Here is a 26999-nt window from a genome sequence, read left to right as displayed (position 1 = left end):
AAATCAGAACATCGCTTTCCGTTTCATTTTTCGGGATGTTCGACGCAAATCGCGATGGGGCTCCTCTTCTTCTCCCATATATGCTCTCTGGTCGTAGGGAGGGTTCGTATCCTCCAAGGGAGAGTGGGAGACAAAGGAATCCTGACTGTAATCCTGGGTTTGTCTGTAATCATCTCCAGGCTGTTGTAATATCATGTTATCGTTCCGGTCTTCCGCATATTGGTCCAGCTGCTTGCCCGCCTCTTCCAGACCTTCTTCAAGTTCCTCGAGAGACTCCCAGTCGGTATTGTCAAGAATATCAAGATGAGATTGCACCAACGTGCGGAAGCGGGCCCGGTACACCGTCGCCTTTTGTTTGAGATCCATCAATTCGGTATGGACATCCCGGGCTTTCTGCAAGGCTTCGTTGATGATCCGATCCGCGTTTTTCTCCGCTTCTTGAACGATGAGTTCCGCTTCTTTCTTGGCGTTCAGGCGCACCTCTTCAGCCACTTCCTGAGCCACGCGGATCGACTTGTGGATGCTCTGCTCCATAGAAGAGAGCGAAGTGGCCGAAGGCTGTTGTTGAATCGGTGCCGGCGGTTCCGCATGTTGCGGATAGCGGGGTTGCGGCGGTTGAGGTTGTGGTGGTGCCGGTGGGGGCGTGTGTTGGGCGGTAGCAGACAATTGCTCATCCATCACCTGTTCCAACTCTTGTTGCAATTCCTCCACCTGTTGTTCCAACTGCTGTTTCTCACGGATGAGAAACTCGAAATCCTTGATAATCTGATCGAGGAAGTCGTTGACTTCGTCTACGTCATAGCCGCGAAAGGAGCGTTTAAACTCTTTATTGTGTATATCCAAAGGACTAAGCGGCATGCTGACACCTCCTCAGGAATTGGCCTCGCCATTTTCTATTCTACAATGTTAGCAGAATTCCTTCCAATTGGCTACACCAACTTATCCCAGTTCATTGACTTTCCGGACAAGTGCTCTCTCTTTTCTGTCATAGGAAACGGATGAGCTGAATCCGGCGGCGACCTTTTCTCGTCTCACCCAAAATCTCCCCGACACGAACCCGGCCCTGTCCGCGCAAGGAGATCACATCCCCTTCACAGACCGTTTCCGCAGGGTTTTCTGCCGATTTCCAATTGATATGGCATCTTCCGTTCTTGATCAAAAGATTCGTTTTCGATCTGGACAGACGGAAAGCCTCCGCCGCCAGCGCGTCCACCCGGAGAGAGGCGACGGATACCGTCACCATCTCCGTCTCTTGTCGCGGCGGTCGGATCTCTTCCCGTTTGATTTCCATCAGCCGAACTGGAATTCTTCCGACCCGATTCAGTTGCATCCGGATAAAGTCCGAAATTTCCCCGGCAATGATCACCTGACAGTGAGATTTCCGGGGCAGAAGATCCCCGAGCACTTCCCGTTTCACTCCCAAGCCCAGCAGTGAACCCAGCACATCCGGGTGTTTCAACGGGCTGGAACGATCCACCGATTTCAGCTCCAAAAAAGCCAAACCGTTGTCCCCATCTTCTTGCCAAGGTGGAAAAATGCGCGCCCGCTTTCGCTCTGCATCGAAAAAGCCCCCGTCAAAGGCGACGCCGAGTTCAGGGGCCCTTTTCACCAGCGTATCGGTGATGGTTTGTTCCCTCGGATTGAGAAAAGGGGTCAAAACAGGGCGGGACCGTCTTTCCACCTGATCCATCCAATCCAGCACCCGCTCCGCAAAAGGGCGCTCGTCCGACCGAAAATGACGGAACAAATCTTCCTTATGAACCATTAAAAAGCACCCAAGATCAGCTGCAGGATAAAATAGACGCCTTGCTCAACAAATCTCAACGCAATTAAAGCGACGATTGGAGAGATATCGATCATGCCCAGGGGCGGGATAAAGCTGCGAAATATGGACAGATAGGGTTCCACCAGCCTGCCGAGAAAGAGAGCGATGGGTGATTCCCTCCCATTGGGGAACCAGGAAAGAAGGATATAACCGAAGATCATAAATTGATATATGGTGAACAATGTGTTAACGATTTGGAAGATCATGAGGTCACCTCAATAAGTCATTGGCGTCATCGGGAATCAGTTCGCTGATGGATCCCTGGATATCCACATTGGATGGGCTTACGATGATGGTTTCCGGACTCAGTTTGCTGATGTTCCCGTTTAAAGCGTAAACTGTTCCGCTTAAAAAATCAATCACCCGAAAGGCCTCGTCCTTCGGAAGACGTTGAAGGCTGACCACTGTTGTGCGATTGTTTTTCAGATAATCGGCGATACTCTGCACTTCATCAAAAGAGCGTGGTTCGGCCAGCATTACCCGCACTTGTTTTTGTGCGGAATGCAAAGAGACCACATTTCCCCGGCCCCGGACGCCCGACGGTTGCTCTTCGTCGGAGTCTGCGGCAAATCGGCCTTGTCTCTCTTCTTCGTTGATTCCAAAGAACATCATTACACGCTCCATGAAATTCAACGGAAACCGCCTCCTCACCGTCGCCCGGGAGGTCCACCCACTAAAACGGAACCCAGGCGGACAAAGGTTGCACCTTCCTCGACGGCCACCATATAATCCCGAGACATCCCCATGGAAAGGTGGGGAAGCTCCAGGCGGGAATCCCCGAGCTTCCTGATCTCTTGCTGAAGGCCCCTTAATTGTCGAAAAACGGGACGCACTTCCTCCGGATCTTCCGTAAACGGAGCCATCGTCATCAATCCCACCAACCGGAGCCAGGGAAGCTCCGCCGCTTCACGGACAAAATCGATCACTTCTTCCGGCTTCAACCCGTGCTTGGACTCTTCTCCCGCCACATTCACTTGGATAAAACAGCGCGTCGGCTGCTCCAACGCTTCCGAACGCTTGTTCAATTCCCGAGCGAGAGAATAACGATCCAAGGAGTGAACATATGTAAAGCGCCCCACCACCGCTTTCACCTTGTTGCGCTGGAGATGGCCGATAAAATGCCAGACGCCCCGATCTCCCAACCTTTCCCATTTGGGGATAGCTTCCTGGGCACGACTTTCCCCGATGTCGGTCAGACCGGCATCCAACACCCGGCGGGTGGTCTCCACGTCGACATACTTGGTGACGGCAATCACATTCACCTCTTCCGGACTTCGTCCGGCACGTCCACATGCTTTGAGGATATTTTTCTGCACTTGATCCAACTGCTCTTTGATCTCATCCATGCTTCGTCATCCTTTCCCCATTCCAATAAAAGAAACCATTCGCCCGGTTTGGCCCTTGTCCCGGCGATGGGAATGGAAGAGTTCCGGATGGCAGCTGGTGCACCAGCCCGTAACCAGGACCCGGTGCTCTTTCAAACCTTCCTTCAGCAACAGACGGCGATTCGCCTCCTTGAGATCCAACTTCCATTTACCTTCTTCAGTCGGATTCAAGATTTCTGGACCGGCATCGGGCAACAGTTTTGCAACAGGTGTCGCCACATGTTCGTCCACCTCATAGCAACAGCCGCCGATCGATGGTGCGATGGCCGCCCGGATGTTCTCCCTCGCCGCTCCGCAGCGAACCAGTTCACGGACCATCCGCGGGCCGATCCCGCCCACGGTTCCTCGCCATCCGGCGTGGGCCACCCCGGCGATCCCCGCGTCGGGGCTGTAAAACAGCAATGGGACACAATCCGCGTAAAAAGAGGTCAAGAGGATGCCCCGCTCCCTGGTGAATAACCCATCGGTTCCGGAGATGGCGGTTTCCATGCTCTTCCCGCCCCTTCCACATTCGTCGGCGGTCACTTCCCGGATGTTCACCCCGTGCACCTGATCCCCGCAAGTCCATGCGGAGAATGGGACAGCCAATTGTGTTAAAAGCCGTCTCCGGTTTTGGATTACACGTTCTGCCGGGGCGCCAGTGTGTAATGCATAATTGGTGCGGTCCGGGTCTTCAATGGATTCTCCATCCCTTGCGCTCATTCCTGCCAAAACCTCCGGAAAATCCCTTTTCCATGGAACGAGAACAAAATATGGCACACCCATCTCCCTTTGCAGCTGAAAAGGTTCCATCTGGCTCCCCTCCCCCCCCATATTACCACAGCCCCGGAAGGAGACAAAGCAGTTGGTCAAGACGTCAGTTTTCAGAATCCAGGTTGGTGGACAGAAGAGGGCGGGGCTCAGGCACTTCTTCATAACTCCGCCGGGGTTCCAAACGGACCAAGATCACGTCTGTTCCGATCCGTACAATCTGACTCCAGGGAATCACCCATTCTTTCCCGCCGGTGAACAGGCCGAACAGACGGGATTCCCCGGGAATGATGAGGGACTTCACCTTTCCCAGCCTGAGGTCGATCTCCAGATCGTAGATCTGTCCCAGTTTCCGCCCGTCGCTGACATTGACCACATCTTTTGCCTGCAGTTCGGATATCTTGATCATGACCCCCCACCCTGTCGTTTGAGTCGTTTACTTTCCATTATATGAGACAGGATCGGGATATACCCTGGAAGCCATGTGAATGAGTGCTAGCCAAGTGGTCGGGATTGGGTTTCACATGACCTTTTCGTTGTTCCGAACTGCCAAAATCACTCCATGTAAAACCCAACCCTCTCTGTGAGCACAGTTTTTTCAGGCCGATTCAAAAGAAAACCGCACTCCCGTGCGGTCAGAGAATATATTTATTCATCTGTTGAATCGCTGCCTTTTCCAGACGGGAGACTTGGGCCTGGGAGATGCCGATCTCTTCCGCCACCTCCATCTGTGTCTTCCCTTCAAAGAAACGCATGGATAAAATCATTTTCTCCCTATCGTTCAATCGACCCATCGCTTCCCGGAGAGCAATTTCTTCAACCCAGTGCAGGTCCTTGTTCCCATCATCTGCAAGTTGGTCCATCACATAGATGGGATCGCCTCCATCCTGGTAGATGGGTTCGAAAAGGGAAACCGGGTCCTGAATGGCATCCAGAGCGAATACCACTTCTTCCTTGGATACATTCAGCTCTTCGGAGATTTCCTGGATCGTCGGTTCCCGGGAATGGCGATAGGTCAACGAGTCTCTCACTTGAAGCGCTTTGTAGGCTACATCCCTCAGAGACCTTGAAACACGGATCGGGTTATTGTCCCGAAGATAACGACGGATCTCCCCGATGATCATCGGGACCGCATAAGTGGAAAACTTGACGTTTTGGCTCAGGTCGAAGTTGTCAATCGCTTTCATCAAACCGATGCAACCCACCTGAAACAGGTCGTCCACATTTTCCCCACGGTTATTGAAGCGCTGAATCACACTCAGGACCAGCCGGAGGTTGCCGTTGACCAGTTTCTCCCGAGCTGAGCGGTCTCCCTCCTCCTGCAGGGAACGAAAAAGGGCGCGCATCTCTTCGTTCTTTAGAACAGGCAATTTCGAAGTATCAACTCCGCATATTTCCACTTTGTTTCGCGCCATGGATTCCCCTCCTACGGAAACAATTACTGTTAAGTATCTCCTGAGGAGGAAAAATTATAATGTCCCATATATGAATCCGGCCCCCGACTCGTTATAAGCGCGGTTGCATGAGGCTCCCTTTCGCATCAAAAAAGGAGGGTTTTCCCCTCCTTACAAGAGCATTGCGCCACAAGCTACACCATCTTGTTAAATTCCTTGCGAAGCCGCTTAATAATACGCTTCTCCAGACGGGAGATATATGATTGGGAGATCCCTAAAAGGTCCGCCACGTCTTTTTGAGTCTTCTCTTCTCCACCATTGAGGCCAAACCGGAGCTCCATAATCTTTCGCTCCCTCTCGGACAATCGGGACAAAGCCGTGCGCAAAATCTTCCGGTCCACCTGTTCTTCGATGTTGCGATAGATCGTATCGTTATCTGTCCCCATCACATCGGAGAGCAACAGCTCATTGCCGTCCCAGTCCATATTTAGAGGTTCGTCAAAAGAAACCTCTGACCTGATTTTGTTATTTCGTCGCAGAAACATCAGGATCTCGTTTTCGATGCAGCGGGAGGCATATGTGGCCAGCTTGATCTTCTTCGAAGGGTCAAAGGTATTGACTGCTTTGATCAGACCGATGGTTCCGATGGATACCAGATCTTCAATGTTGATTCCCGTATTTTCAAACTTGCGGGCGATATAGACGACCAACCGGAGATTTCGTTCAATCAGCATGGCCCGAACGGCCGCGTCACCGCTGGGCAATCGGATCAACAGATGCTCTTCTTCTTCCCGGGTCAGGGGTGGAGGCAAGGCCTCACTTCCTCCGATATAATATATCTCTTCTCCTTTCAACCCGATCTGCATAAGGATACGGTACCACAGTAATTGGAGCGCTAATTTCCACTTCAGAACCATAGGGACGACCTCCTCCTTCAATCTTTCAAGACAAGCCCGGAGATTCAACGGGATTTTATCCCGCAACTGGCATACTGGCGGGATGCAAAATTGCCTGATACGTCCCATCCGTGGATAATCGCTTGCTGTCCAGTCCGATCAGCACCTTCCCCACCTCGTGCCATCTTCCTTCCTGGAACACTTCTACCCCGTCGGGTTTCAGGGCGAGCATCATGCCATCGTCACTGGCCGCTCCACGAAAGGGAACAAAGCGGATCCGGGTCATCCACTCTTCCGACAAATCGGTTCCCAACCTTCCCCAATTCTTTTCCTGTGTCATGGAGACCAACGGAGGGGGCAGAAAGGGAGCCAGAGGTTCCAATTCCACCATCATGACCGGAATCCGGCTGATCGGGTCGCGCAGCTGGTTTCCGGTATCGATTAGACCGACACATTCCACCTTTTGTCCATGGATCCATATCGCCACAGGGGCCAGGAACTGGTTCACCTTGTGACGTTCTTGAATCGTTCCGAAGGATAACCGGGCATAAAACCAAACCAAGGGAAACGCCACCAGGACGAACACCCAGGATACAGGAGAACCCCACCCGTAAGATTGGGTCAGCAACATCCCATCGGATGCTTGGACCCCTCCGGAAAAGAAATAATGGAGTGCAAACATGCCCCCACCGGTAACAAAGGAGATCAGGTAGAAGACTCCCAAGTTGCGCAAAAAGGCGAGAGGTCCGCGATATCCCATGGCCACCCACAGCATCAACACGGAAAACAACATCTTTCCGATAAACGTGTAAGAAAGGAGCAAAGGTTGAAACAGATGGATTACAGAATAGCAGGCACCGAGAAGCGCAGCTGCCAAGATCCGTCGGATAGAAGTCTGCTGGCGACGGATCGCAGATGTCAGCCACAAGAGAAGAAAGTCGATACACAGGTTAAGGGTGAAGACCATATCGGCATATACAACCATTTTTGGTTCCTTCCCCCGTTCAAGGTGTCATCAGTATATCCCAATCCGATTTCAATGTCTGTCTAAACTTGCAGACGCGGGAGGACTTTTTTTGTCAGTTCTTGACGCAAAAAAGATGACCTCCGGGTCCATAGAGGTCATCCTGGTACGAGGAGCCCTGTTCGGGCTTTGGGGCGGCGACCCATCGATTCACTTCTTCCGACGGTGCCGCAGGAAGGTGGGGATTTCGAGCCCCCCGCCTTCAGATTTGGGTTTGACGATATCGATCTGGCTCGGTTTATCTGCGGGCCGGACGTCCCGATCCAGTCCAAACTGAGGTTTTCCTTTGGCTTGTTCCGGCTCCTTCTGGTGATCAAAACCTGTGGCAATCACCGTCACCAGGATCTCATCCTTCAAATCCTCGTTGATCACCGCTCCGAAAATCATGTTCACTTCCGGGTCGGAAGCTGAGGCGACAATATCAGCCGCTTCGTTCACTTCGTACAGGCTCAGGTTGGTACCGCCGGTGATGTTCATCAACACGCCCCGAGCTCCATCGATGGATGTTTCCAAGAGAGGACTGCAGATCGCTTTCTTGGCTGCCTCTGTCGCCCTGGACTCGCCGGTGGCCATACCGATTCCCATCAGGGCGGAACCCCGTTCTGTCATAATCGTTTTCACATCTGCGAAATCCAAATTGATCAGACCGGGAACCGCGATCAAATCGGAGATGCCTTGCACCCCCTGGCGAAGTACATTGTCTGCCTCACGGAAAGCTTCCAGCATGGGCGTGTTTTTATCCACGATCTCCAACAACCGGTCATTGGGGATCACAATCAGGGTATCCACTTTGTCCTTGAGGGCAGCAATCCCCTGATCCGCCTGAAGAGAACGTTTCCTCCCTTCAAAAGTGAAGGGACGGGTCACCACACCGACAGTCAGCGCTCCCTGTTCCCGGGCCGCTGCGGCGATTTCCGGAGCGGCTCCCGTACCTGTACCTCCGCCCATCCCCGCGGTGACAAAAACCATATCGGCCCCTTTGAGGACATTTTCGATATTCTCCAGGCTTTCCTCGGCGGCTTTCTTTCCCACATTGGGGTTGGCACCGGCGCCCAGTCCCCGGGTCAGTTTTTCACCGATCTGGAGTTTGACCGGTGCATGGGAACGGTTGAGTGCCTGGGCATCTGTGTTCACAGCGATGAACTCGACCCCCTGCACCCCGCTTTCAATCATGCGGTTGACAGCATTGCTTCCACCGCCACCCACACCGATCACTTTGATCTGAGCAATTTGTTCAACTTCCATATCAAACTCCAACATCGATTGTCCCTCCATTATCTGTCGATTCTCTGTATCACCCTCAAATGAACTGCCCGATGAAATCCCTGATCTTCACCCAGGTTGAGGGTTTGTTTTTATTTCGCTTGGAAGAGTGACTCCGGTTGTCATATTCCGGGAGCCGGTGCAGCCAGCGTCGCTGGATGTAATGAACTATTCCCACCCCGCCGGTGAAGGAGGGATCCTCCGCCCCGATATCCTTCGGGGAGATCATCCGGACAGCATGTCCCAGTTGGGAACGGGCCACCCCGAGAATATGAGGAGTGGACATTACACCACCAGTCAGAACATACCCTCCGGCAGGCTCCCCGGGCAAACCGAGGGATTCCACCTGTTCCCGAATCAACTGGAAGATCTCCTCCACCCGAGGTTCGATAATCATGGCCAATTCTTCCTGGGAGATGGTCCTCTCTCGGTTGCTGCCAATTCTGGGCACTCCGAAGTTGACCTCCTTGTCCGCCTCCTCCACGAGGGCCACACCATACTTCCGCTTCAATTTTTCCGCAGTCTCCGTTTGGGTTCGAAGTCCGTAGGCGATATCATTGGTGATAAAGTCGCCACCGATGGGAAGTTCCCCGACAGCGGCCAGATCCCCTTGGTCAAAGACAGCCAGGGACGTGGCTCCACCTCCGATATCCGCCAGGACGACCCCCATGTTCTTTTCATCGTCGGAAAGACAGATCTCCCCGGCAGCTAGCGGAAGCAAGAGGATTCCATCCACCGACAAATCGGCCTTTTCCACACAGCGGAGGACATTGTGGATGATCGTTTTGGAACCGGTCACGATGGTGGCTTCCACTTCAAGCCGAACTCCCACCATCCCGTGAGGGTCCTGGATATCTCCCAGGCCGTCCACCACATACTGCTTGGGCACCACTTCGATGACCGCCCGCTCGGGAGGCAGTGCCACCACCCGGGCAGCTTGTATCACCCGATCCACGTCCTCCAGGTCGATCTCCTTGTTCTCTCCGGAAACAGCCACCACCCCATGGCTGGGGTGCAAAGAGATATGGTTTCCGGCGATTCCCACAAACACGCTGGATATTTCTATACCAACCATCCGCTCCGCATGTGCAACAGCTTCACGGATCGATTGAACCGCTTGGTCAATGTCAGTGATCGCCCCTTTCTTCGTCCCCTTGGAGGAAGCGGAACCGACGCCGACGATCTGGATGTTCTCCCGGGTGACTTCGGCGACGATCACGCGAACTTTGGATGTGCCTATGTCCAGGCTGACAATAAACTCTCCACTGCTCAAATCCTGGGCACCTCCTTGCCCGAGAACTTTTGACATGGTGGTGGAAATGGATTTTTTCTTTGAAAAATAAGTGGGGAGAAGCGAAGGGGAGAATTCCGCTCGTACCAAAGTTATTCAACGCCAAGGAGTTTTTACCCTTTTTCCCACCCAACTTTTTCTTCCACCTCATTCTTCTGCACCGGAGAGCTGATTCCCAGGCACATACCATGTGCTCTCCAACAGATGGATCGTTCCTGGGGGACGGTCCATGAAATGGGGGTAGTATTTCATCTTTTCGCCAAAATCCCGGGCGCGGACGCGAATCAAATGATCGCGCAGGGTATACACCTTGACCAGATCAGGATATGTATCGTTCCCACCGGGCCGGATCTCTGAAATCTCAGCTGACACCTGAAGCGGAAGTTGAGCCAATCCCGCGGCGATCATTTTGCGCTCTGGACTTTGATTCAGCCCTTTTACCAGGGGACGGTCCACCTTTCCCTTCCACGGGCGTTTCTTCAGGACGGAACCGTCGGACAGCAACGGGTAAATATGGCCCCTTTCCGACAAATAGCCCACCCGATTCACTTCCCGCAACTGAATCCGTACCATTCCGGGAAAGGACTTGATCACAGATGCTTCCTTCACTTCCGGCAAATCCCGGAGGCGATCCTCCGCCCGCTTGGCATCCCAATGGAACCAGGAGGCCTCTTTCATCAAACGGGCGGTCTCCATCACTTCCCTGTCACTCAGCCACCGGTTTCCTTCAATACGGATCTCCCGAATTTCACTCAAGGGGGACTTCAAGAACAAAACCATAGAAATCCCGAGGAAAAACAGAAGAATAAACAGGATGGCCACAATCGAGGGAGGCTTTCGACCCCGACCTGGGGAACGCAAGGGCGGGACCCGCTGCTCCATGGAGATCCAACTCCTTTACATACCCCGAAAAGGGAAATGCTGATGCAATCTCACCCTATGTTATCACAAAGTGCCAGATCTTCGGACAGGGTCGACAAAATCCCAAAAAAGCAGCGGCACAATATGTGCTGCTGCCAATTAAAGAGAGGCCACTTTTCCATGATAGCGTTGAATCTGCCCGCCCAGAAGCTGAAGGGTGGCATCCAGCCGTTCATATCCCCGGTCAATATGGTTGAGTCCATGTACATGGGTGGTTCCCCGGGCGGCCAATCCTGCCGTGACCAAGGCAGCACCTGCCCGAAGGTCGGTCGCTTCCACGACCGCTCCGCTCAGATAAGGCACTCCCCGGATTTCCACCTGGTTGTCACGGGCGGTGAGATCCGCCCCCATTCGAATCAGCTCATGGACATGATTCAGGCGCCCGTTAAAGATCTTCTCGGACAATTTGCTCTTCCCTTGGGTCAGGGATAACAAGACAACGATCTGGGGCTGCATATCCGTGGGAAATCCCGGATAAGGCTCCGTCACCACCTCGCCTACCGCCTTCAGCCGGGCACCACCCCGAATCCACAAGGCATCCCCCTCACTTTTCAACTGAGCGCCTGCACGCTCCAACAAATGGAGGGTGGATCGCATATGAGCCGGGATGACATGGGTCAACAGGATCTCTCCACCGGTGACAACGGAGGCGACAGCCAACGTTCCGGCCACAATGCGATCCGGAATGATTTCGTATGAGACCGGATGAAGCTGTCTGACACCGCGGATCACCACCTTGTCAGTTCCCGCACCGTGAACATCGGCTCCCATCCGGTTCAGGAAACGTTGCAAGTCGACAATTTCCGGTTCCCGGGCGGCGTTTCGAATCACGGTTTCCCCCTCGGCACAAACCGCCGCCATCATGATGTTTTCCGTCGCTCCCACACTGGGGAGATCCAAGTGGATATCCGCACCTGTCAACTTACCCGCAGAGCAACGGATGTTGCCTTGATCTTCCTGGATCTCGGCTCCCAACAGCCGCAACCCTTTCAGATGAAGATCGATGGGTCGGGCCCCGATTGCACACCCTCCGGGGCGGGTGACGATCACTTCCCCTGTGCGGGCGAGAAGCGGCCCCATCAAGAAGATGGAGGAGCGCATCTGTTGCATCAACGCTTCGGGAATCCGTGTCGTTTTGAGAGTGGATGTCTCCAACTTGACATGGTTTCCATCCCAACGCGATTTAACACCGAGTGCTCTCAAAATGCGATCCATCACATCGATGTCTGAGAGGCGGGGGACATCCCGGATCTCATGGAATCCCCCGGCCAACAGTGTCGCTGCCAGGATGGGCAGAGCTGAATTTTTGGCACCTTGAACCCGTATGGTGCCATACAGAGGTTTCCCTCCTTTTATGACAAACTGCTCCAATGTTCCACCTCCGTCTACCCCTCGCCCACCACCTGAACTTCCGGTACCAGAGTGACACCGTACTCTTGCTCAATGGTTCTGATGATGTGCCTAATCAGGGTGAGAACATCGTTTGCCGTCGCGTTTCCGCGATTGATGATGAAATTGGCATGCCGGGTGGACACTTCTGCATCGCCGATCCGGTACCCTTTCAGCCCTGCAGCTTCGATCAGGCGGCCGGAATGATCCCCCGGAGGATTCCGAAAAACACTTCCCGCACAACGATCTTGCAAGGGCTGGGTCTGTCTGCGTCGCTCTTTGAACCGGGCCATGACCGCCGCTACTTCCTCCCGGTTCCCTTCTCTCAGTTGGAATGTGGCTTCTGTCACCACCCCGCGCTTTTCCTTTTGCAGAATGGAAGTGCGGTAGCTGAATTGTAGATCCTCATTATGAAATACAGCCCACTCTCCATTTTCCAGAAGTACTTCCGCTTTTTCCAGCACTTCGCAGACTTCGGACCCGTGGGCACCGGCATTCATGAACACCGCACCCCCGACGGTACCGGGAATTCCGCCGGCAAATTCCAGTCCGGTCAAGCCGTGTCTGGCCACCATAACCGACAATTTGACAAAGGAATACCCGCCTCCCGCGGTGACACGGTCTCCCTCCACCTGCAAATGGTCCAATCCGTTTCCCATTTTGACCACCGCGCCACGGATTCCCCCATCTCGTACCAACAGGTTTGAACCCCTGCCGATCACCCGCCAGGGAATGCCGTGTTTTCGGATCACTGACATGGCCCGCTCCAGTTCACCCTTGTCCGTGGGATAGACCAAAAGATCGGCGGGACCGCCGACTTTCCAAGTCGTATGGCGGGACAGCGGTTCGTTGATGCGTACATCCCGGATATCGGCCTGCTTCATTTCCTGAGCGATCGTTTCCAAAAGCGGGTCCTCCTTTCGCCGATATTCACCTCAAAGGTGAGTTCCGGGTGTGATATACGATAGTCTATGCCTATGAACCATTTGTGTGACGGAAGCCCGCATACACCTGGAATCGTTTCAGCTTTTTCCGCGGGATAATTGTTCCAGCTCATCGACAATCACCTCCGCTGCATCTGGTCGACCCAGTTTGCGCGCCGCTTCACTCATCTGCTGACGACACCCGGAATCTTCCACAACCTCACAAATAGTGCTCCACAACTTCTCTCCGGTTAACTCTCGTTCCAAGATCATACGACCGGCCCCCTGTCCTTCCAACCAGCGGGCGTTGGCTTCCTGGTGGTTGTTGGTGACGTAAGGTGACGGAATCAGGATCGACGGGATTCCAAGTGCCGTCAGTTCCGCCAAAGTGGAAGCCCCCGCCCGTCCGACCACCAGGGAAGTCGCCGCCAGCACATCGGGCATATTGTAGAGAAATGGCCGGATGGTCAGATTGGGAATCTCCCCGTCGCTCTCTATCTTAGCAGCAACCTCTTCATAATGCACTTCGCCTGTCACATAGACAAAATGGAGGTGGTTGGCTTCACGGATCCAGGGCACCATCTCATTGACAGCATCATTGATCGGCTTGGCGCCCCGGCTTCCGCCGAAGATGAGCACCAGAGGCTTGTCCTCTCCCGCGATGCCGAGGGATTCTTTTCCCTTTTCCGCCTGGGCGTGGGTCACTTCCGTTCCCCGGGGGTTTCCAGTGTGCAGAACACGTTTCGCCTTGGTCAGATGTTTCTCCGATCCGCTCAAGCTGATCGCCACTACATCCACATAGCGGGAGAGAAACCGGGTGGTCAGCCCCGGCAATACATCGGGTTCCACGATCAATGTCGGGATTCCCAGCTGGGCGGCCGCGTAAAGGGCCGGACCGCTCACATACCCGCCGGTGCCCACGACCGCCTCCGGTTGGAATTGACGGATATACTGCTTGGAATCGCGGACAGCACGGACAAATTTGGCCAGAGTCTGAAGGTTGTCCAAAGAAATCTTCCGGCGAAACCCCTGGATTTCCACATGAAAGAAGCGGATGCCTTCCTCTTTGGGGACAATCTTGGCTTCCAGTCCGTTTTGGGTTCCGATATATGCAATCTCCGCTCCCGGATTGCGAAGGCGAAAAGCCTTGGCAATCGACAGGGCGGGATATATATGTCCACCGGTTCCTCCTCCGGAGAGCATGAGTCTGTTCATGATATCACCCGTTTCCCTTGATTGCTTTTTTCGAGTCGGTCCGAATGGGGTTCCACCATCCATGGAGCCTCATCTCCCGGGATGAGGCTCTTGAAAAGTGGATTACATCCGGATTTGTGCAAGCCGGTAAGCCCCGACAACCCTTCAGTATGTGGCGCCAGGACTGTCGATGAATCAGAAAATAGGCGTTAGTAAGGGAGTCGTGTCGTAACGAGACCGGCTACGGGTGCAACGGTCACGTGGGATACACGATCTACCCCCCAAAAATACAGCTGATCAGCACACTTGGTGTGGGTTCTCAATCGGTGTAGCGGGATAAGTTTAAGAGAATCCCCACCGCCGCCAGGGTCAAGGTGAGAGAAGAACCGCCATAACTCAAAAACGGGAGGGTGATTCCGGTCACCGGGAACGCCCCCGTCACCACTCCGATATTGATCACAGCCTGAATCACGATCATCCCCGTCACCCCGGCAGCAATCAAACTGTGAAACTGATCCGGGGCCATAATCGCCACCCTGAGCCCTCTCCACACCAGCAGAGCAAAAAGGACGATAACGGTTCCGGCACCGAGAAAGCCCAATTCTTCCGCAAGGATGGAAAAGATGAAGTCCGTGTGCGGTTCAGGCAGATACAAATGTTTCTGCCGACTCAGTCCAAAACCCAATCCCATCAAACCACCCGGACCGATGGCAAACAGGGACTGGATCACCTGATAACCTGCCCCCAGGGGATCCTCCCAGGGATCGAGAAAGGCAGTGATTCGCTTGATCCGGTACGGTGCCGCCAACACCAGACCGGCAAAGCCGACTGCTCCCGCCATACAAAGGCTGAAAAGATACTTCATCCTCGCTCCCGCCGTATAGATCAATACCGCAGCCGTTCCCATCAGAACCGTCCCCGTCCCCAGATCCGGTTGCAACATGATCAGGGCAAAAGCCGCCCCGGAGTAGATCAGTGGATACAACATTCCCCGGGTGAAGGTGACGGTTTGGCGGGCATGATCCGACAGATAACGAGCCAAAAACAGGATGACGGCCAACTTCGTAAACTCCGAGGGTTGAATGCTGAAGGCTCCGATCCCCAACCAACTGCGGGCACCTCCACGAACCATGCCAACGCCAGGGATGAGAACCAGCACCAACAGAAAAAAACATATGATCAGACCCGGTTTGGCCCAGCGGTAAAACAGCGCAGGATCCATCCTGGATACAACCCACATCAAAAAAACGCCCAAAGCGGCAAACAACATCTGGCGCTTCGCATAAAAGAAACTGTCACCAAACTTGTGGTGAGAATAAGCGGCACTGGCACTGTACACCATGATGACGCCGATCGTCAATAACAGCAGGATGATGATGATAATCACCATATCCGGTGCGCTCCGCGGTTTGACCATGGACGTTTTCACCTCGGTGAAGAGTTTGGGGCAAGCCCTGTTTAAAGATTATGCACGGCTTGTTTAAACATGCTCCCCCGTTCTTCAAATGAGGTGTACAGATCCCAGCTGGCACAGGCCGGGGACAGAAGAACCACATCTCCAGCGGCGGCGAGGCGGGAGGCCCGGGCCACCGCTTCGGTGATTTCCTCCGCTCTTTCCCTCAAGGGAACCCCTGCTTCCTTCGCCCGTTTCAACAGAACATCCCCCGCTTCTCCATAGGTGACAATCCCTTTGAGGCGTTTTTGAAACACCGGAACCAACTCACGAAAATCAACCCCACGGTCTAATCCGCCGGCGATCAGAATGATGGGTTCTGTAAAGGATTCCATCGCCGAGGTGGCTGCTTTCCCGTTGGTCGCCTTTGAATCATTGTAATATTGAACACCGTCGATAGTAGCCACAAATTCCAACCGGTGCTCCACCCCGGTAAAGCTGCGCAATTCCTCCCGGAGGGCATCCGCCGGACAACCCGCCGCCAGAGAGATGGCGGATGCCGCCAGGGCGTTCTCCATGTGAACCCCTGGCAACCGGACTTGGGAGGCGGGTAACAGTGGGAATTCCTCCCCAACGGGCAGGCGAGCCGTCACCCACCCCTCCTTCACCATCACTCCCCGCTCCACTTCTTCCTGACGGCTGAACCACCAGACTTCCCCTTTCATCTCTCTGGCCAGCTCGCGACACACACCGGAATCCTTGTTCAAAAGGGCGATATCTCCCGGTTGTTGGTTGACAAACAGCTTTTTCTTCGAGTCCAGGTAATCTTTCATGGAGCCGTGATAATCGAGATGGGCGGGGAAAAGATTGAGCAATGCCCCGATCCGCGGCCGGAATTGTAGCGTCCCTTTCAGCTGAAAGCTGCTCAGCTCGGAGACCAACCACTCCTCCTCGCCCATGCCCGGTGCCACCTCGGACAGAGCCATTCCGATATTGCCCGCCACCCGGGCCGGAATTTTTCCTCTGTCCAACATGCGCCCCACCAAGGAGGTAGTGGTGGTCTTTCCGTTGGAGCCAGTGATCCCGATCATTGGAGCTTCTGTCAGTTGCCAGGCGATCTCCACCTCAGTGACCACAGGGATTCCCAAAGTCTCCGCTTCCCGTATCAATGGCACCTGATAAGGGATTCCCGGGTTTTTCACCAGAAGATCCCACTCCCGGTGAATCAGATCTTCCGGGTGTCCGCCGAGCACCACTTGGATGCCCGCTTTCTCAAGCGCTTCCGCCTCCGGTGCTTCCCTGCGGGGCTTGCGATCGTTCACCGTGACCTCAGCCCCCAGACGGTGGAGAAGCCGGGCCACGGCCACTCCGCTGCGGGCCAGACCCAGCACCAGGATCTTCTTGCCTGCATATCCCTCGTCAGACGGCTTCACTTCAGGAACACCTCCAGGTAAATGCCCAAGGCGGCAAAAAGGAACCCAGCAAACCAAAAGGTGGTGACGACCCTCCATTCGGACCAACCCACCAGTTCAAAGTGATGATGAATGGGACTCATGCGGAAGATCCGTTTCCCCCTGATTTTGAAGGAGATGACCTGGAGCATCACCGAAAGCGTCTCAATCACAAACACACCTCCGATGATCGGCAATAAAAGTTCGGTCTTGGTGATGACGGCCAGAGCCGCCAATCCCCCGCCCAATGCAAGGGAGCCCGTGTCTCCCATGAACACCTTGGCCGGGTGGGCATTAAAGACCAGGAAGCCCAACAGAGCCCCCACCACCGAAGCGGAAAAGATGACCACCATATAGTTGCTCTGGACCATCCCGATGACAGCATAGGCACCATAGGCGACCGCGGCGGTTCCCGCCACCAGGCCGTCCAAACCATCCGTCAGATTGACCGCATTGGATGCGGCAATCATCATGATCACCAACAGGGGCAGATACAGCCAGCTCAGCTGGAAATGGATATCCGTCCCCGGAATTCCGATATTGGAGATCGCCGGGTTTTCTCCCCGGACGATCCGTACTTCCCACAAGACCCAGAAGAGAACCAGACCGATGAAGAGCTGGCCCAGAAGCTTCTGTCGTGCTGTCAGTCCCAGGTTACGCTTCATCACGACCTTGATGTAATCATCCATAAAACCCAAAATCCCATAACCGAGTGTGGCAAACAGAAGAAAGAATAAATCCGAGAGCCGTTCAAAAAAGAATACATTGCTCAACGGAATTGCCGTCAACACCAGAACGGTCAGAAAAATGGTTCCTCCCATTGTGGGAGTTCCCGCTTTTTTCAGGTGGGCCTTGGGCCCCTCTTCCCGGATTGCCTGACCAAACTTCAAACGTCGCAGGATCGGAATGACGAAAGGTCCCAGCAACACACCGAGGCCAAAAGCCACGGCGAGGGGAACCAGGATCAACCTCATATCCATTTATCCTTGGATCTCTCCTTTTGTAAGTTGCTGCACAACCCGGTCCAGACGGGCCATCAGAGATGCCTTCACCAACATCGCCACCCCCGGTCCTCCCTGCCGGCGGAGGGTGTTGATTGCTTCTTCAACCGAAGTGAAATGGAGCACAGGCAGATCTGGATCGGCGGCACGGGCACCCTCGGAAATCCAGCGGGCCCGCTCGCCCAGGGTGAACACCCGGGAGATTCCCTGTTGGACGGCATAACTGCCCACTTCCCGATGAAGGGTTTCCTCTTGGACCCCCAATTCCAACATATCCCCCAGTAATACCCATTTCTCCCTGCAATCCTCCAGGGAGATGATCCAGTCGATGGCAGCCCGTACTGCTGTCGGGCTGGAATTGTAAGAATCATCAACCAGGAGCATACCATTGGAGGCTATGGAGGTTTCCAGACGCCTTCCCGAGCCCTCGGCCCCTTTCACCCCCTGCCGGATCTCTGTTTCCGTCAATCCCAACAACCGGGCTGCATGAATGCCCAACAGGGCATTCAAAGCATTGTGTTTACCCATCAACCCCATTTCAAACCGGGTGTGTGTGGTGGAGGAGGAAAAGGAAATCCCCGACCTGCCCTTCACTTCCAGATCCAGGATTCTATCATCATTGAACTCCTCAAAACCGATCCGGATCACGGGGCGTTTCTCACCCGCGAGGCGTTCCCTCAGGAGAGGTTCATCTCCGTTAATAATCAGAGTTCCTGTGGGAGGCATCCCTTCCCGAATTTCCAGTTTAGCGTCGGCAATCGCCCTCCGACTTCCCAGAAATTCCAGATGCGCTTCCCCGATATTGGTCACCAGCGCCAGGTCGGGGGCGGCGATTTTGGACAAGCGGGCGATTTCTCCGGCGTGGTTCATCCCCATTTCCACCACGGCCACTTCCGTAGCCGATGGCATGGACAACAGTGTAAGGGGGAGTCCGATATGGTTGTTCAGGTTCCCCTGTGTGTGATGAACTCGATATCGTGTCGCCAGAATCGCCGCAGTCAGATCCTTGGTGGTGGTTTTTCCGTTGCTTCCGGTGATACCCACCACCTTCACTTTCAACTCCCGGCGATACTCCGCCGCCAGTTCCTGTAGGGCAATCAGTGTATCCTCCACTTGGATCAATGGGACGGGAGGATCCTTCGGGAGAGGTACCTCCCGGCTCCAGAGGGAGGCTGCAGCCCCGGCACGGACGGCATCCATCCAAAATGCGTGTCCATCAAACCGTTCCCCTTTCAAAGGAACGTACAGATTATTTCGCTCCAAAGTTCGCGTGTCGGTGGACACCCCATCTACGAGCAGATGGGGGTCGGAAACGCCGCCAACAAGTTTTCCATGGGTCCAGTTTGTGATCTCTCTCAGAGTTTTCTGCATGGTCTTAACCTCTATTCCTCGCCAAGGATGGCTGTTCGCGCCACTTTACGATCATCAAAATCGTGGCGGATTCCATTGATTTCCTGGTAGGTTTCGTGTCCTTTCCCGGCGATAAGTACCACATCATCCGCTTGGGCGTGCCGGACGGCATACCGGATCGCTTCCGCCCGATCCGGAGTCACTTGGATCCGGTCTTCGGGAAAATCTTTCACCCCGGCCAGCATGTCTTCGATGATCCGACGGGGATCCTCAGTACGGGGATTGTCGCTGGTGATGAGGACAAGATTGCTGTTTTCCGCGGCTATCCGTGCCATTTGCGGCCGTTTGCTCCGATCCCGGTCCCCGCCGCAACCCACCACGCAGATGATGTTTCCCTTGGTAAATCCACGGACCGTGGTCAACACATTTTCCAGACTGTCCGGGGTATGAGCGTAATCGACCAGCACAGGAAAGGGCTGACCGGCATCCACCGCCTCCAAACGGCCTGGAACTCCCTTGACCCGGGACAGAACTTCGCCGATCTTCTCCGGGGAAATTCCTTCCCCCAAAGCGACCGCCGCTGCCGCCAAAGCATTATAGACGCTGAATTTTCCCATCAGCTTCATATCGATGTCGACGCTGCCCCGGTAGGTATTCAGCGTGAAGCGAGTTCCGCCGGAATAAAAGCGGATATTCTCCCCGCGGACATCAGCCGGGTGTTCCACTCCGTATGTAATCACTTGAGCGGAGGTGGACTCCATATACATCTCACTCGCTTCATCATCGATGTTCAATACCGCCAGTGACTGATCCCCCGCCTTGTCCGCATAGACGTTTCCCAGCTGACCGAAGAGGATCCCTTTGGCGGCACGGTAGTGATCCATCGTGCCGTGATAATCCAGATGATCCTGGGTCAGATTGGTGAAGACAGCGGTTTTAAACTGACAACCCCGGGTCCGCCCCAGATGCAACGCGTGGGAAGAAGCCTCGATGACGGCATGAGTGCAACCATGATCCACCATCTTGCGGAATCCCCGTTGCAAGTCGATTGCATCCGGCGTCGTGTTCTTCACCGGATAAGTCTCATTCCCGATCTGCATGTTGATGGTGCCGATCAGACCCGTTTCATATCCGCATTCCAGGAGAATGTTGCGGATCAGATGGGTGACGGTGGTCTTGCCGTTGGTTCCCGTCACCGCGATCAAGTTCAGATCATGTGTGGGGTGACCATAAAAAACATCTGCCAGAACAGCCATGGCCCTGCGGGTGTCGCGCACACAGATACTGGGCACTCCCACCTTCATCTCCTCTTCCAAAACAACGGCCCGAGCTCCTTTTTCCACCGCCTGGCGGATGAAGCGGTGCCCGTCCACGGTGAATCCTTTCAAAGCGATAAATAGGTCACCCGGCCGGACTCGCCGGGAATCCACTTCCATACCTGTGATTTCGAGATCAGTATTTCCGGTGATCTGTGCAACCGCGAGTGAATCGATCAGCGTCTTCAGGTTCAACAAAGACCCTCCTCACCGGTTCACCCCGTCAGAGCATTGTGTTTTCGTGCATTCTGAGTCGGGCGGGATTGGGTGTTACATTCCGGCGCCAAAGTTCTGACGAGCCAAAAGCGCTCCATGTAAAAACCGACCCCTTCCTGTGACGACTTCTTCACAACGCTTCTCGGGGTTTTCCGTCATGCCTTGTGAAACAAGAGAAATGCCAGGGCTTTCCTGGCATACAACCGTTTATTCTACCTTATTTTAATCCGACAGCGCTCATTTGTCACCCAGATAGATGCGGATGGGAGTTCCCTTCTTCACCCGTTCTCCCGGTTTGGGCGCCTGATTGATCACCATTTTTCCTTTTCCGCTCACTTGAAGAGGCGTGTCATAAAGACTGTTGCGAAGGTCCGCAATCTCTTCTCCGATCAGATCAGGCACTTTTACGTAGGTTTCAGTTAAGGGGGTGGTCTCAGGGGGAATCTGTTTCTTCCGTTTTTCCACCTTCATATAACGAAGGCTGTCATGCAGGATGTTTCGCACGATCGGAGCCGCCACCACCCCTCCGAACTGAATCCCCTTGGGATTGTCGACCGCCACATACACCACGATCTCCGGATCATCGGCGGGAGCCACCCCAATAAAAGAGACAATGTGATTGTTCCGAAGATAGTGACCTTCGGGGCCCACTTTTTGGGCGGTCCCGGTCTTTCCCCCGACCCGGTATCCGTCGATGAAGGCCCTGCGACCGGTTCCCTTAGCCACCACGCTCTCCAGAGCCCTCCTCACCTGGGCCGAGGTCTCCTCGGAAATCACCCGGCGCTTCACCTTGGGTTCCGTTTTTTTCACCACGTCTTTGCTTTCCGGATCTTGCCATGCTTTGTTCAACCGGGGTTCCATCAGCTTGCCCCCGTTGACCGCCGCCGCCACCGCAGTCACCTGTTGGATCGGGGTTACCGAAACCCCCTGACCAAAGGAGGTAGTGGCCAATTCCACAGGCCCCACTTTCTCCGGTTTAAACAGAATCCCCTTGGCTTCCCCACTCAAATCAATCCCGGTTTTCTCTCCAAAGCCGAATTTGTGGATATACTGGAACAGCTTCTCCTTGCCGAGGCGTTGCCCCAAAGTGACAAATCCCGGGTTGCAGGAATTCTCCACAACTTCGAGAAAGGTTTGGGATCCGTGTCCCCCATGTTTCCAACAGCGAAGTCTCGCTCCCCCCACCTTGATATAACCCGGATCGTGAAATCGTTCTCTCAGATTGACTTTATTCTCTTCAAGAGCGGCGGCCAGGGTGATGATCTTAAAGGTGGAACCCGGCTCATAGGTTCGCCAGATCGGGAGATTCCGGTTGTACACTTCGGGGTCCGCATGGCGATAATTGGCCGGTTCAAAGGTGGGCCGGCTTCCCATGCCCAGAATCTCCCCGGTTTTTGGATCCATGGCGATGGCCAAGACGTTGTCCGGCTCATACTGAGCCATGGCCTGGTCCATTTCCCGCTCCATGATCGCCTGTACACTCTTATCCAAAGTGAGGACCAAATCCATTCCGTCTTCAGAAGGTGTGTATCGCTCATCACTGCCGGGTAATTTTTCCCCTTTGGCGTTGGCACCGAAGGAGACACGTCCCTTCGTGCCCCGGAGCTTTTCGTCATAGACCAGCTCCAAACCCGCCAACCCTTGGTTGTCAATCCCGGCAAAACCAAGAACATGGGCGGCCAAACTTCCCAAAGGATAATGGCGTTTGTTATCCTCGGCCACGGTGATCCCGGGAAGTCGAAGGTCTTGGATGGCTCGGGCACGATCCTCGCTGATTTTCCGGCCGTAAGGGTTGAGGCGGACGATCAGTTCCTTTTTAGTGATCTGCCGGTAGATCTTCTCTTCCGGGGCCACCAGGATCCGGGCCAATTCCCTGGCCGTCATGGAAGGATCCTTGATCTGGGCCGGGATGGCGAGAACTGAAGGGGAGCTGACATTATAGGCGAGTACCTCACCGTTTCGATCCAGGATACGCCCTCTCTTCCCTTCAAAGGGAATATCCCGCGTCCACAGATCCTGAGCTTTTTCATTCAACCATTTACCCTGAACCAACTGAACATAACCGAGACGGGTCAGCAAACCGGCAAACAACAGAAGACCCACCACCAGGGCGATAAACAACCGTTTCCGAACCAGATTGCCGGGTACAGGCAATGGGACACCCCTCCCATGAGACAGGTTCTTTAAGACAACCATATTTCATGGGGAGGAGGTTTATACCCCCCAAAAACGGACCGTCGAATGGAATGAGTTCGCTTCATGGCGTGCAACCGTTCTTTGTGCAACATCCGACGGAGTACAAATCTCCCTCATCAATCCGTGACAATATGCACTTTTGAAAAATCATCGGGAAGTTTCAGCCGGTGAAAAACCCCGACAATTGCCGGCTTCCATATCAAGACGCTCGACTGCGGTGTGTCAACCATTGCAAAAATTGCTCCTCCTAAATCCACCTCCCCCTCGTGAAAAAGTAAAACCCAAGGCCCTTCCCCTGTGGAAGGGCCTTGGGTTTTATCCGCTGTCCGGCTTCAGTTCCAACCGGATTTCAGTCTGTTCCATAATCGGATCGCCGGGAGGGATCGACTGCCGGGTCACAAATCCTTCCCCGCGGGTCTCGGGTTTCAGCTCCAACAGTCGGCACAACTCCAGTGCCTCCCTCAAAGGTCGTCCTGTCAGGTCTGGCATCTCCACCGCCTTTGGAGACTCCGTCAGCAATAGGACCGTGTCCCCGGACAGGCTTTCTCCCGGCGCCGGATATTGATGAATCACACGCTCCCCGCTCCCGAGGATATTGATTCCTACACCGATCTCTTTCAATTCCTTTTTCACCTGATCCACCGGACGATCCGTCCAATCTGCCGCACTCCGCTTCAGCGAAGTTTCCTGAGAGGTTCGGGAAGACTTGGCTTTTGGAACTCCCAGTTGGCGGAGGGATTCTTTCATGATCCGACCCGCAGCAGGGGCAGCCACAGTGCCTCCGTGTGCAGAACGGGCAGGCTCATCCACCGCGACATAAACCACCACCTTGGGATTTTCCGCCGGGGCAAATCCGATAAATGAGACGATATATTTACCCGGGGCATAACCTCTTCCATCCTCCCTGGGTTTCTGGGCGGTACCCGTTTTCCCCGCCACATGGTACCCTTCCACTTCCGCCTGGCTGCCGGTACCCTTCGTCACCACCCCCCGCAGCAGTTCTCTCACTGTACCAGCGGTCTTCTTGGAGATCACTTCCCGGCGGACCGGGTAAGGTTTATGCTTTTTCACCGGCTGGCCGGTCTGGGGGTCCCGGATCTCCTTCACCAAGTAAGGACGATATAAAGTCCCCCCGTTGGCAACGGCCGACACCGCCATCACCTGCTGGATCGGGGTGACTGCGATCCCCTGACCGAAGGCCGTGGTCGCCAATTCCGTCTCATGGAGAGGAATGTGGCCAAAGAAGTAGCCCGCTTCTTCTCCCGGAAGGTCGAGTCCGGTCTTTCGACCGTGAGCATCGGAGATTTTTCCGAAACCAAACCGGTCGATATAACGTATCAACCGATCTGCCCCCAGCTTCTCACCTAGATGAACAAATGCCACATTGCTGGAAAGATGGATTCCCCGGGCATAGGAAATCTCTCCCCAACCGCTGTCGTTCCAATCCCGGATCGTCTGTCCCGCCACTTGGATACTCCCCGATTGGAAGCGTTCCTCCGACTGGAACAATCCCTCTTCAACAGCGGCTGCCAATGTGACAATCTTAAAGGTGGAGCCCGGTTCATACTGGGTGCTCACTCCCCGGTTGATGGAGTTGTCTTCATCCAGAGTCCGATCAAACTCATTGGGGTTGAAGGTCGGTCGGGAGGCCATCGCCAGAATTCCCCCACTATTCGGATCGGCCACGATCGCCGTCGCCCCCTTGGCGCCGTATCCAGCCATGATTTCCTCCAGGTTCTTCTCCACCGTGTACTGGATCTCGGCATCCAAGGTGAGAACCAGGTCTTTTCCGTGGTCCGGCGGTTGGTAATCCTTGGAGGAGTTGGGGACGGGGTTTCCCTTCGCATCCTTTTCAAAGCGGATTTTTCCGGGATGACCCTTCAGGATGGAATCGTACTGTTGCTCCAATCCACCTCCCGGTGTTCCTTCCACATTAAGAAATCCCAACACCTGGGCGGCCAATTTTCCCTGGGGATATTGCCTGCCCGTGGTTTGGATCGGATAGATGCCATCCAATCCCAAAGCGATGATCCGATCCCTGATTTCCCGGGAAACCTTGAAGTTGCCCTTCCGTTTTAACTCCACCTGCCTGACACCTTTCTTGGTCAGACGTTGATAGAGTTCCTCTTCGGAAAATCCTTTCATCACCGTTGCCAGCTCACGGGCTGTTTTCCGGGGGTTTTTCACCTGGCTGAGATCCGCCGCAATCACATATTGATCCACGCTTTCCGCAAAGCTGACCTCCCCGGTCCGGTCTAAAATACTGCCCCGGTTCGGCTGGATCACCTCTTTTTTTTCCCATGTCTTTTGCGCTTGTTCCCGGAGGAAGGAAGCACTGACGGTCTGGATCCAAAACAGTCGAAAGATCACTGCCGACAGCATCAAAATCATCGTCATCCCCACCAGCAGTGATCTCATTTTGCTTTTTTTCATTCCGTGATTCATCGCGTCAACCTCGTCCATCTCCGCGAACCGGGGCTTTCTGTTTTCCCCTTTGGATCTTGCCGGGAGACTGTTTTTCCATCCGGATCATTCCGTTCTCTTCCGCAAACCGGCGTATCCGCTCCCCGCTTTTCAGTGCATGGATCCTCTCCTGATATGCTTGGTTCGCTTCTTCCACAGCGGCGACCCGACGCTCCACCTGCTGCAATTTCAGGTTGATTTCAGCCGCCTCGGCGTATCGGGACAGGATCCCGGAAGCAAGAGCGACACAGAGAATTAGGCTGGCCAGATATAATAACTTTTCACCTGCTGGAAACCCTGTTTGCGACAGTCTTTTCGTCTGTGCCGTCTTTTTCGGTTGGGGTTCCATCTGGTATGCAACCGAAGTGTTTCCCCGGTAATCTCTCATCTCTCTCTTTGACCCTCCTCACACTTTTGCGCAATGCGCAACCTGGCCGACCGCGCCCGGGGGTTTCGTCCGGTTTCCGCCGCCGAAGGTTGCAAGGCTTTCTTTGTGATCATGCGGAGCTCCGGCGTTTTCCCGCACGTGCAGACGGGAAAATCCGGGGGGCAAATGCAGCCTCTCGCTTTTTCCTGAAAAAAACGCTTGCAGAGCCGGTCTTCCAGAGAGTGAAAAGTGATGACACTCACCCGGCCTCTGGGACTCAGAGAGCGGACCGACTGCTCCAATCCCTCTTCAAAAGCGTTTAATTCATCGTTGACCGCAATCCGGATCGCCTGGAAACTGCGGCGGGCAGGATGGGGACCTTTCCGTCTCGCCGGGGCCGGAATCCCCTCCTTGATCACAGCAGCCAACTCTCCGGTCGTTTCGATGGGACGTTGGGAGCGGGTTTCCACAATCTTGCGCGCGATCCTCCTGGAAAACTTCTCCTCCCCGTAACGGAACAGGATATGTGCAATCTCCTCCTCCGACCAATTGTTCACCACATCACGGGCGGTTAACCCTCCATCGGGGTCCATCCGCATATCCAAGGGCGCATCATGCTGGTAGCTGAATCCCCGCTTCCCTTGATCCAGCTGCGGGGAAGAGACGCCGAGATCGAAAAGGACTCCATCTACCCGGTCCAGTCCCAATCGCCCTAACACTTCTTCCAATCGGCGAAAGTTACTCTTGATCAGGTGAACTTGACAGTCGGCACCTTTTAATCGGTCGGAGGCTGCTTGCAGTGCCTGATCGTCCTGGTCCAACCCGATCAGTATCCCCTCTTTGCCCAAACGATCCGCAATCAATAAACTGTGCCCGGCACCACCCAATGTGCAATCGACATAGATGCCGCCGGGACGGACCGACAGCCCGTCCACTGCCTCTTCTCTCATCACGGTTTCATGTCGGAACAAACGGCTTCAACCTTTCCGTC

At 54.4% G+C, this 26999-nt stretch carries 26 protein-coding genes; all 26 read right to left on the bottom strand.

The window, feature by feature from the left end; all coding sequences use genetic code 11:
• Positions 1-3: 3 nt before the first annotated feature.
• On the bottom strand, positions 4-858 hold the full coding sequence (locus tag IEV46_RS00845; protein WP_188428825.1) for a DivIVA domain-containing protein: 855 nt from the start codon (positions 856-858) through the stop codon (positions 4-6).
• 127 nt (positions 859-985) lie between these two features.
• A complete protein-coding gene (locus IEV46_RS00840) occupies positions 986-1765 on the bottom strand; it encodes a YlmH family RNA-binding protein (RefSeq protein WP_188428823.1) in 780 nt (259 codons plus the stop codon).
• On the bottom strand, positions 1765-2031 hold the full coding sequence (locus tag IEV46_RS00835; protein WP_188428821.1) for a YggT family protein: 267 nt from the start codon (positions 2029-2031) through the stop codon (positions 1765-1767). Before IEV46_RS00835 ends, IEV46_RS00840 begins: the two co-directional genes overlap by 1 nt.
• Positions 2032-2035: 4 nt before the next feature.
• Positions 2036-2449 (bottom strand): cell division protein SepF, encoded by a 414-nt coding sequence (locus tag IEV46_RS00830; protein WP_308420257.1) that lies wholly within the window; start codon positions 2447-2449, stop codon positions 2036-2038.
• A gap of 23 nt (positions 2450-2472) precedes the next feature.
• A complete protein-coding gene (locus IEV46_RS00825; RefSeq protein WP_188428818.1) occupies positions 2473-3171 on the bottom strand; it encodes a YggS family pyridoxal phosphate-dependent enzyme in 699 nt (232 codons plus the stop codon).
• 6 nt (positions 3172-3177) lie between these two features.
• Positions 3178-4002 (bottom strand): peptidoglycan editing factor PgeF, encoded by an 825-nt coding sequence (gene pgeF / locus IEV46_RS00820; protein WP_188428816.1) that lies wholly within the window; start codon positions 4000-4002, stop codon positions 3178-3180.
• Between the two features lie 64 nt (positions 4003-4066).
• Positions 4067-4369: a YlmC/YmxH family sporulation protein gene (locus IEV46_RS00815; protein ID WP_188428814.1), complete on the bottom strand. Its 303-nt coding sequence runs from the start codon at positions 4367-4369 to the stop codon at positions 4067-4069.
• Positions 4370-4406: 37 nt separating this feature from the next.
• Positions 4407-4535: a cation diffusion facilitator family transporter gene (locus tag IEV46_RS17930; RefSeq protein WP_229735797.1), complete on the bottom strand. Its 129-nt coding sequence runs from the start codon at positions 4533-4535 to the stop codon at positions 4407-4409.
• A gap of 60 nt (positions 4536-4595) precedes the next feature.
• Complete coding sequence (gene sigG, locus IEV46_RS00810) at positions 4596-5375, bottom strand: RNA polymerase sporulation sigma factor SigG (protein WP_188428811.1); 780 nt, start codon at positions 5373-5375, stop codon at positions 4596-4598.
• Positions 5376-5548: 173 nt separating this feature from the next.
• Positions 5549-6271, bottom strand: a complete 723-nt coding sequence (gene sigE, locus IEV46_RS00805; protein WP_188428809.1) for an RNA polymerase sporulation sigma factor SigE — start codon at positions 6269-6271, stop codon at positions 5549-5551.
• Between the two features lie 55 nt (positions 6272-6326).
• Complete coding sequence (gene spoIIGA, locus IEV46_RS00800; protein WP_188428807.1) at positions 6327-7235, bottom strand: sigma-E processing peptidase SpoIIGA; 909 nt, start codon at positions 7233-7235, stop codon at positions 6327-6329.
• 189 nt (positions 7236-7424) lie between these two features.
• Positions 7425-8534, bottom strand: a complete 1110-nt coding sequence (gene ftsZ, locus IEV46_RS00795; protein ID WP_188428805.1) for a cell division protein FtsZ — start codon at positions 8532-8534, stop codon at positions 7425-7427.
• A 40-nt stretch (positions 8535-8574) separates the two neighbouring features.
• On the bottom strand, positions 8575-9810 hold the full coding sequence (gene ftsA / locus IEV46_RS00790; protein WP_229735796.1) for a cell division protein FtsA: 1236 nt from the start codon (positions 9808-9810) through the stop codon (positions 8575-8577).
• 165 nt (positions 9811-9975) lie between these two features.
• Positions 9976-10710, bottom strand: coding sequence for a cell division protein FtsQ/DivIB (locus tag IEV46_RS00785; protein ID WP_188428803.1), 735 nt, complete (start codon positions 10708-10710; stop codon positions 9976-9978).
• Positions 10711-10848: 138 nt separating this feature from the next.
• The gene (murA, locus tag IEV46_RS00780) at positions 10849-12120 is read right to left on the bottom strand and encodes a UDP-N-acetylglucosamine 1-carboxyvinyltransferase (protein ID WP_188428801.1); all 1272 of its coding nucleotides are present in this window, start codon (positions 12118-12120) and stop codon (positions 10849-10851) included.
• A gap of 14 nt (positions 12121-12134) precedes the next feature.
• Positions 12135-13043: a UDP-N-acetylmuramate dehydrogenase gene (gene murB, locus IEV46_RS00775; RefSeq protein ID WP_188428799.1), complete on the bottom strand. Its 909-nt coding sequence runs from the start codon at positions 13041-13043 to the stop codon at positions 12135-12137.
• Positions 13044-13160: 117 nt separating this feature from the next.
• Entirely contained in the window at positions 13161-14276 is a 1116-nt protein-coding gene (gene murG / locus IEV46_RS00770) for an undecaprenyldiphospho-muramoylpentapeptide beta-N-acetylglucosaminyltransferase (RefSeq protein WP_188428797.1), read from the bottom strand.
• A 298-nt stretch (positions 14277-14574) separates the two neighbouring features.
• On the bottom strand, positions 14575-15672 hold the full coding sequence (spoVE, locus tag IEV46_RS00765) for a stage V sporulation protein E (RefSeq protein ID WP_188428795.1): 1098 nt from the start codon (positions 15670-15672) through the stop codon (positions 14575-14577).
• 41 nt (positions 15673-15713) lie between these two features.
• The gene (gene murD / locus IEV46_RS00760; protein ID WP_229735795.1) at positions 15714-17081 is read right to left on the bottom strand and encodes a UDP-N-acetylmuramoyl-L-alanine--D-glutamate ligase; all 1368 of its coding nucleotides are present in this window, start codon (positions 17079-17081) and stop codon (positions 15714-15716) included.
• A complete protein-coding gene (mraY, locus tag IEV46_RS00755) occupies positions 17078-18079 on the bottom strand; it encodes a phospho-N-acetylmuramoyl-pentapeptide-transferase (protein WP_188428791.1) in 1002 nt (333 codons plus the stop codon). The genes murD and mraY overlap by 4 nt, the downstream gene beginning before the upstream one ends.
• Positions 18080-19471: a UDP-N-acetylmuramoyl-tripeptide--D-alanyl-D-alanine ligase gene (locus IEV46_RS00750; protein ID WP_188428789.1), complete on the bottom strand. Its 1392-nt coding sequence runs from the start codon at positions 19469-19471 to the stop codon at positions 18080-18082.
• Between the two features lie 11 nt (positions 19472-19482).
• Positions 19483-20961: a UDP-N-acetylmuramoyl-L-alanyl-D-glutamate--2,6-diaminopimelate ligase gene (locus IEV46_RS00745; protein ID WP_188428787.1), complete on the bottom strand. Its 1479-nt coding sequence runs from the start codon at positions 20959-20961 to the stop codon at positions 19483-19485.
• 258 nt (positions 20962-21219) lie between these two features.
• Entirely contained in the window at positions 21220-23136 is a 1917-nt protein-coding gene (locus IEV46_RS00740) for a stage V sporulation protein D (RefSeq protein ID WP_188428785.1), read from the bottom strand.
• Between the two features lie 357 nt (positions 23137-23493).
• Complete coding sequence (locus IEV46_RS00735; protein ID WP_188428782.1) at positions 23494-25569, bottom strand: PASTA domain-containing penicillin-binding protein; 2076 nt, start codon at positions 25567-25569, stop codon at positions 23494-23496.
• Between the two features lie 58 nt (positions 25570-25627).
• Positions 25628-26029: a hypothetical protein gene (locus IEV46_RS00730; protein WP_188428780.1), complete on the bottom strand. Its 402-nt coding sequence runs from the start codon at positions 26027-26029 to the stop codon at positions 25628-25630.
• Positions 26026-26979 carry a 16S rRNA (cytosine(1402)-N(4))-methyltransferase RsmH gene (gene rsmH / locus IEV46_RS00725; protein WP_188428778.1) on the bottom strand — a complete coding sequence of 318 codons (954 nt, stop codon included), beginning with the start codon at positions 26977-26979 and terminating at the stop codon, positions 26026-26028. The genes IEV46_RS00730 and rsmH overlap by 4 nt, the downstream gene beginning before the upstream one ends.
• Positions 26980-26999: the final 20 nt, after the last annotated feature.

The sequence above is a fragment of the Kroppenstedtia guangzhouensis genome, assembly GCF_014637345.1.
In the GTDB taxonomy this organism is placed as follows: Bacteria; Bacillota; Bacilli; order Thermoactinomycetales; family DSM-45169; genus Kroppenstedtia; species Kroppenstedtia guangzhouensis.
The sequence above is the reverse complement of the archived record's forward strand: the minus strand, read 5'-3'. Positions and strand labels throughout refer to the sequence as shown.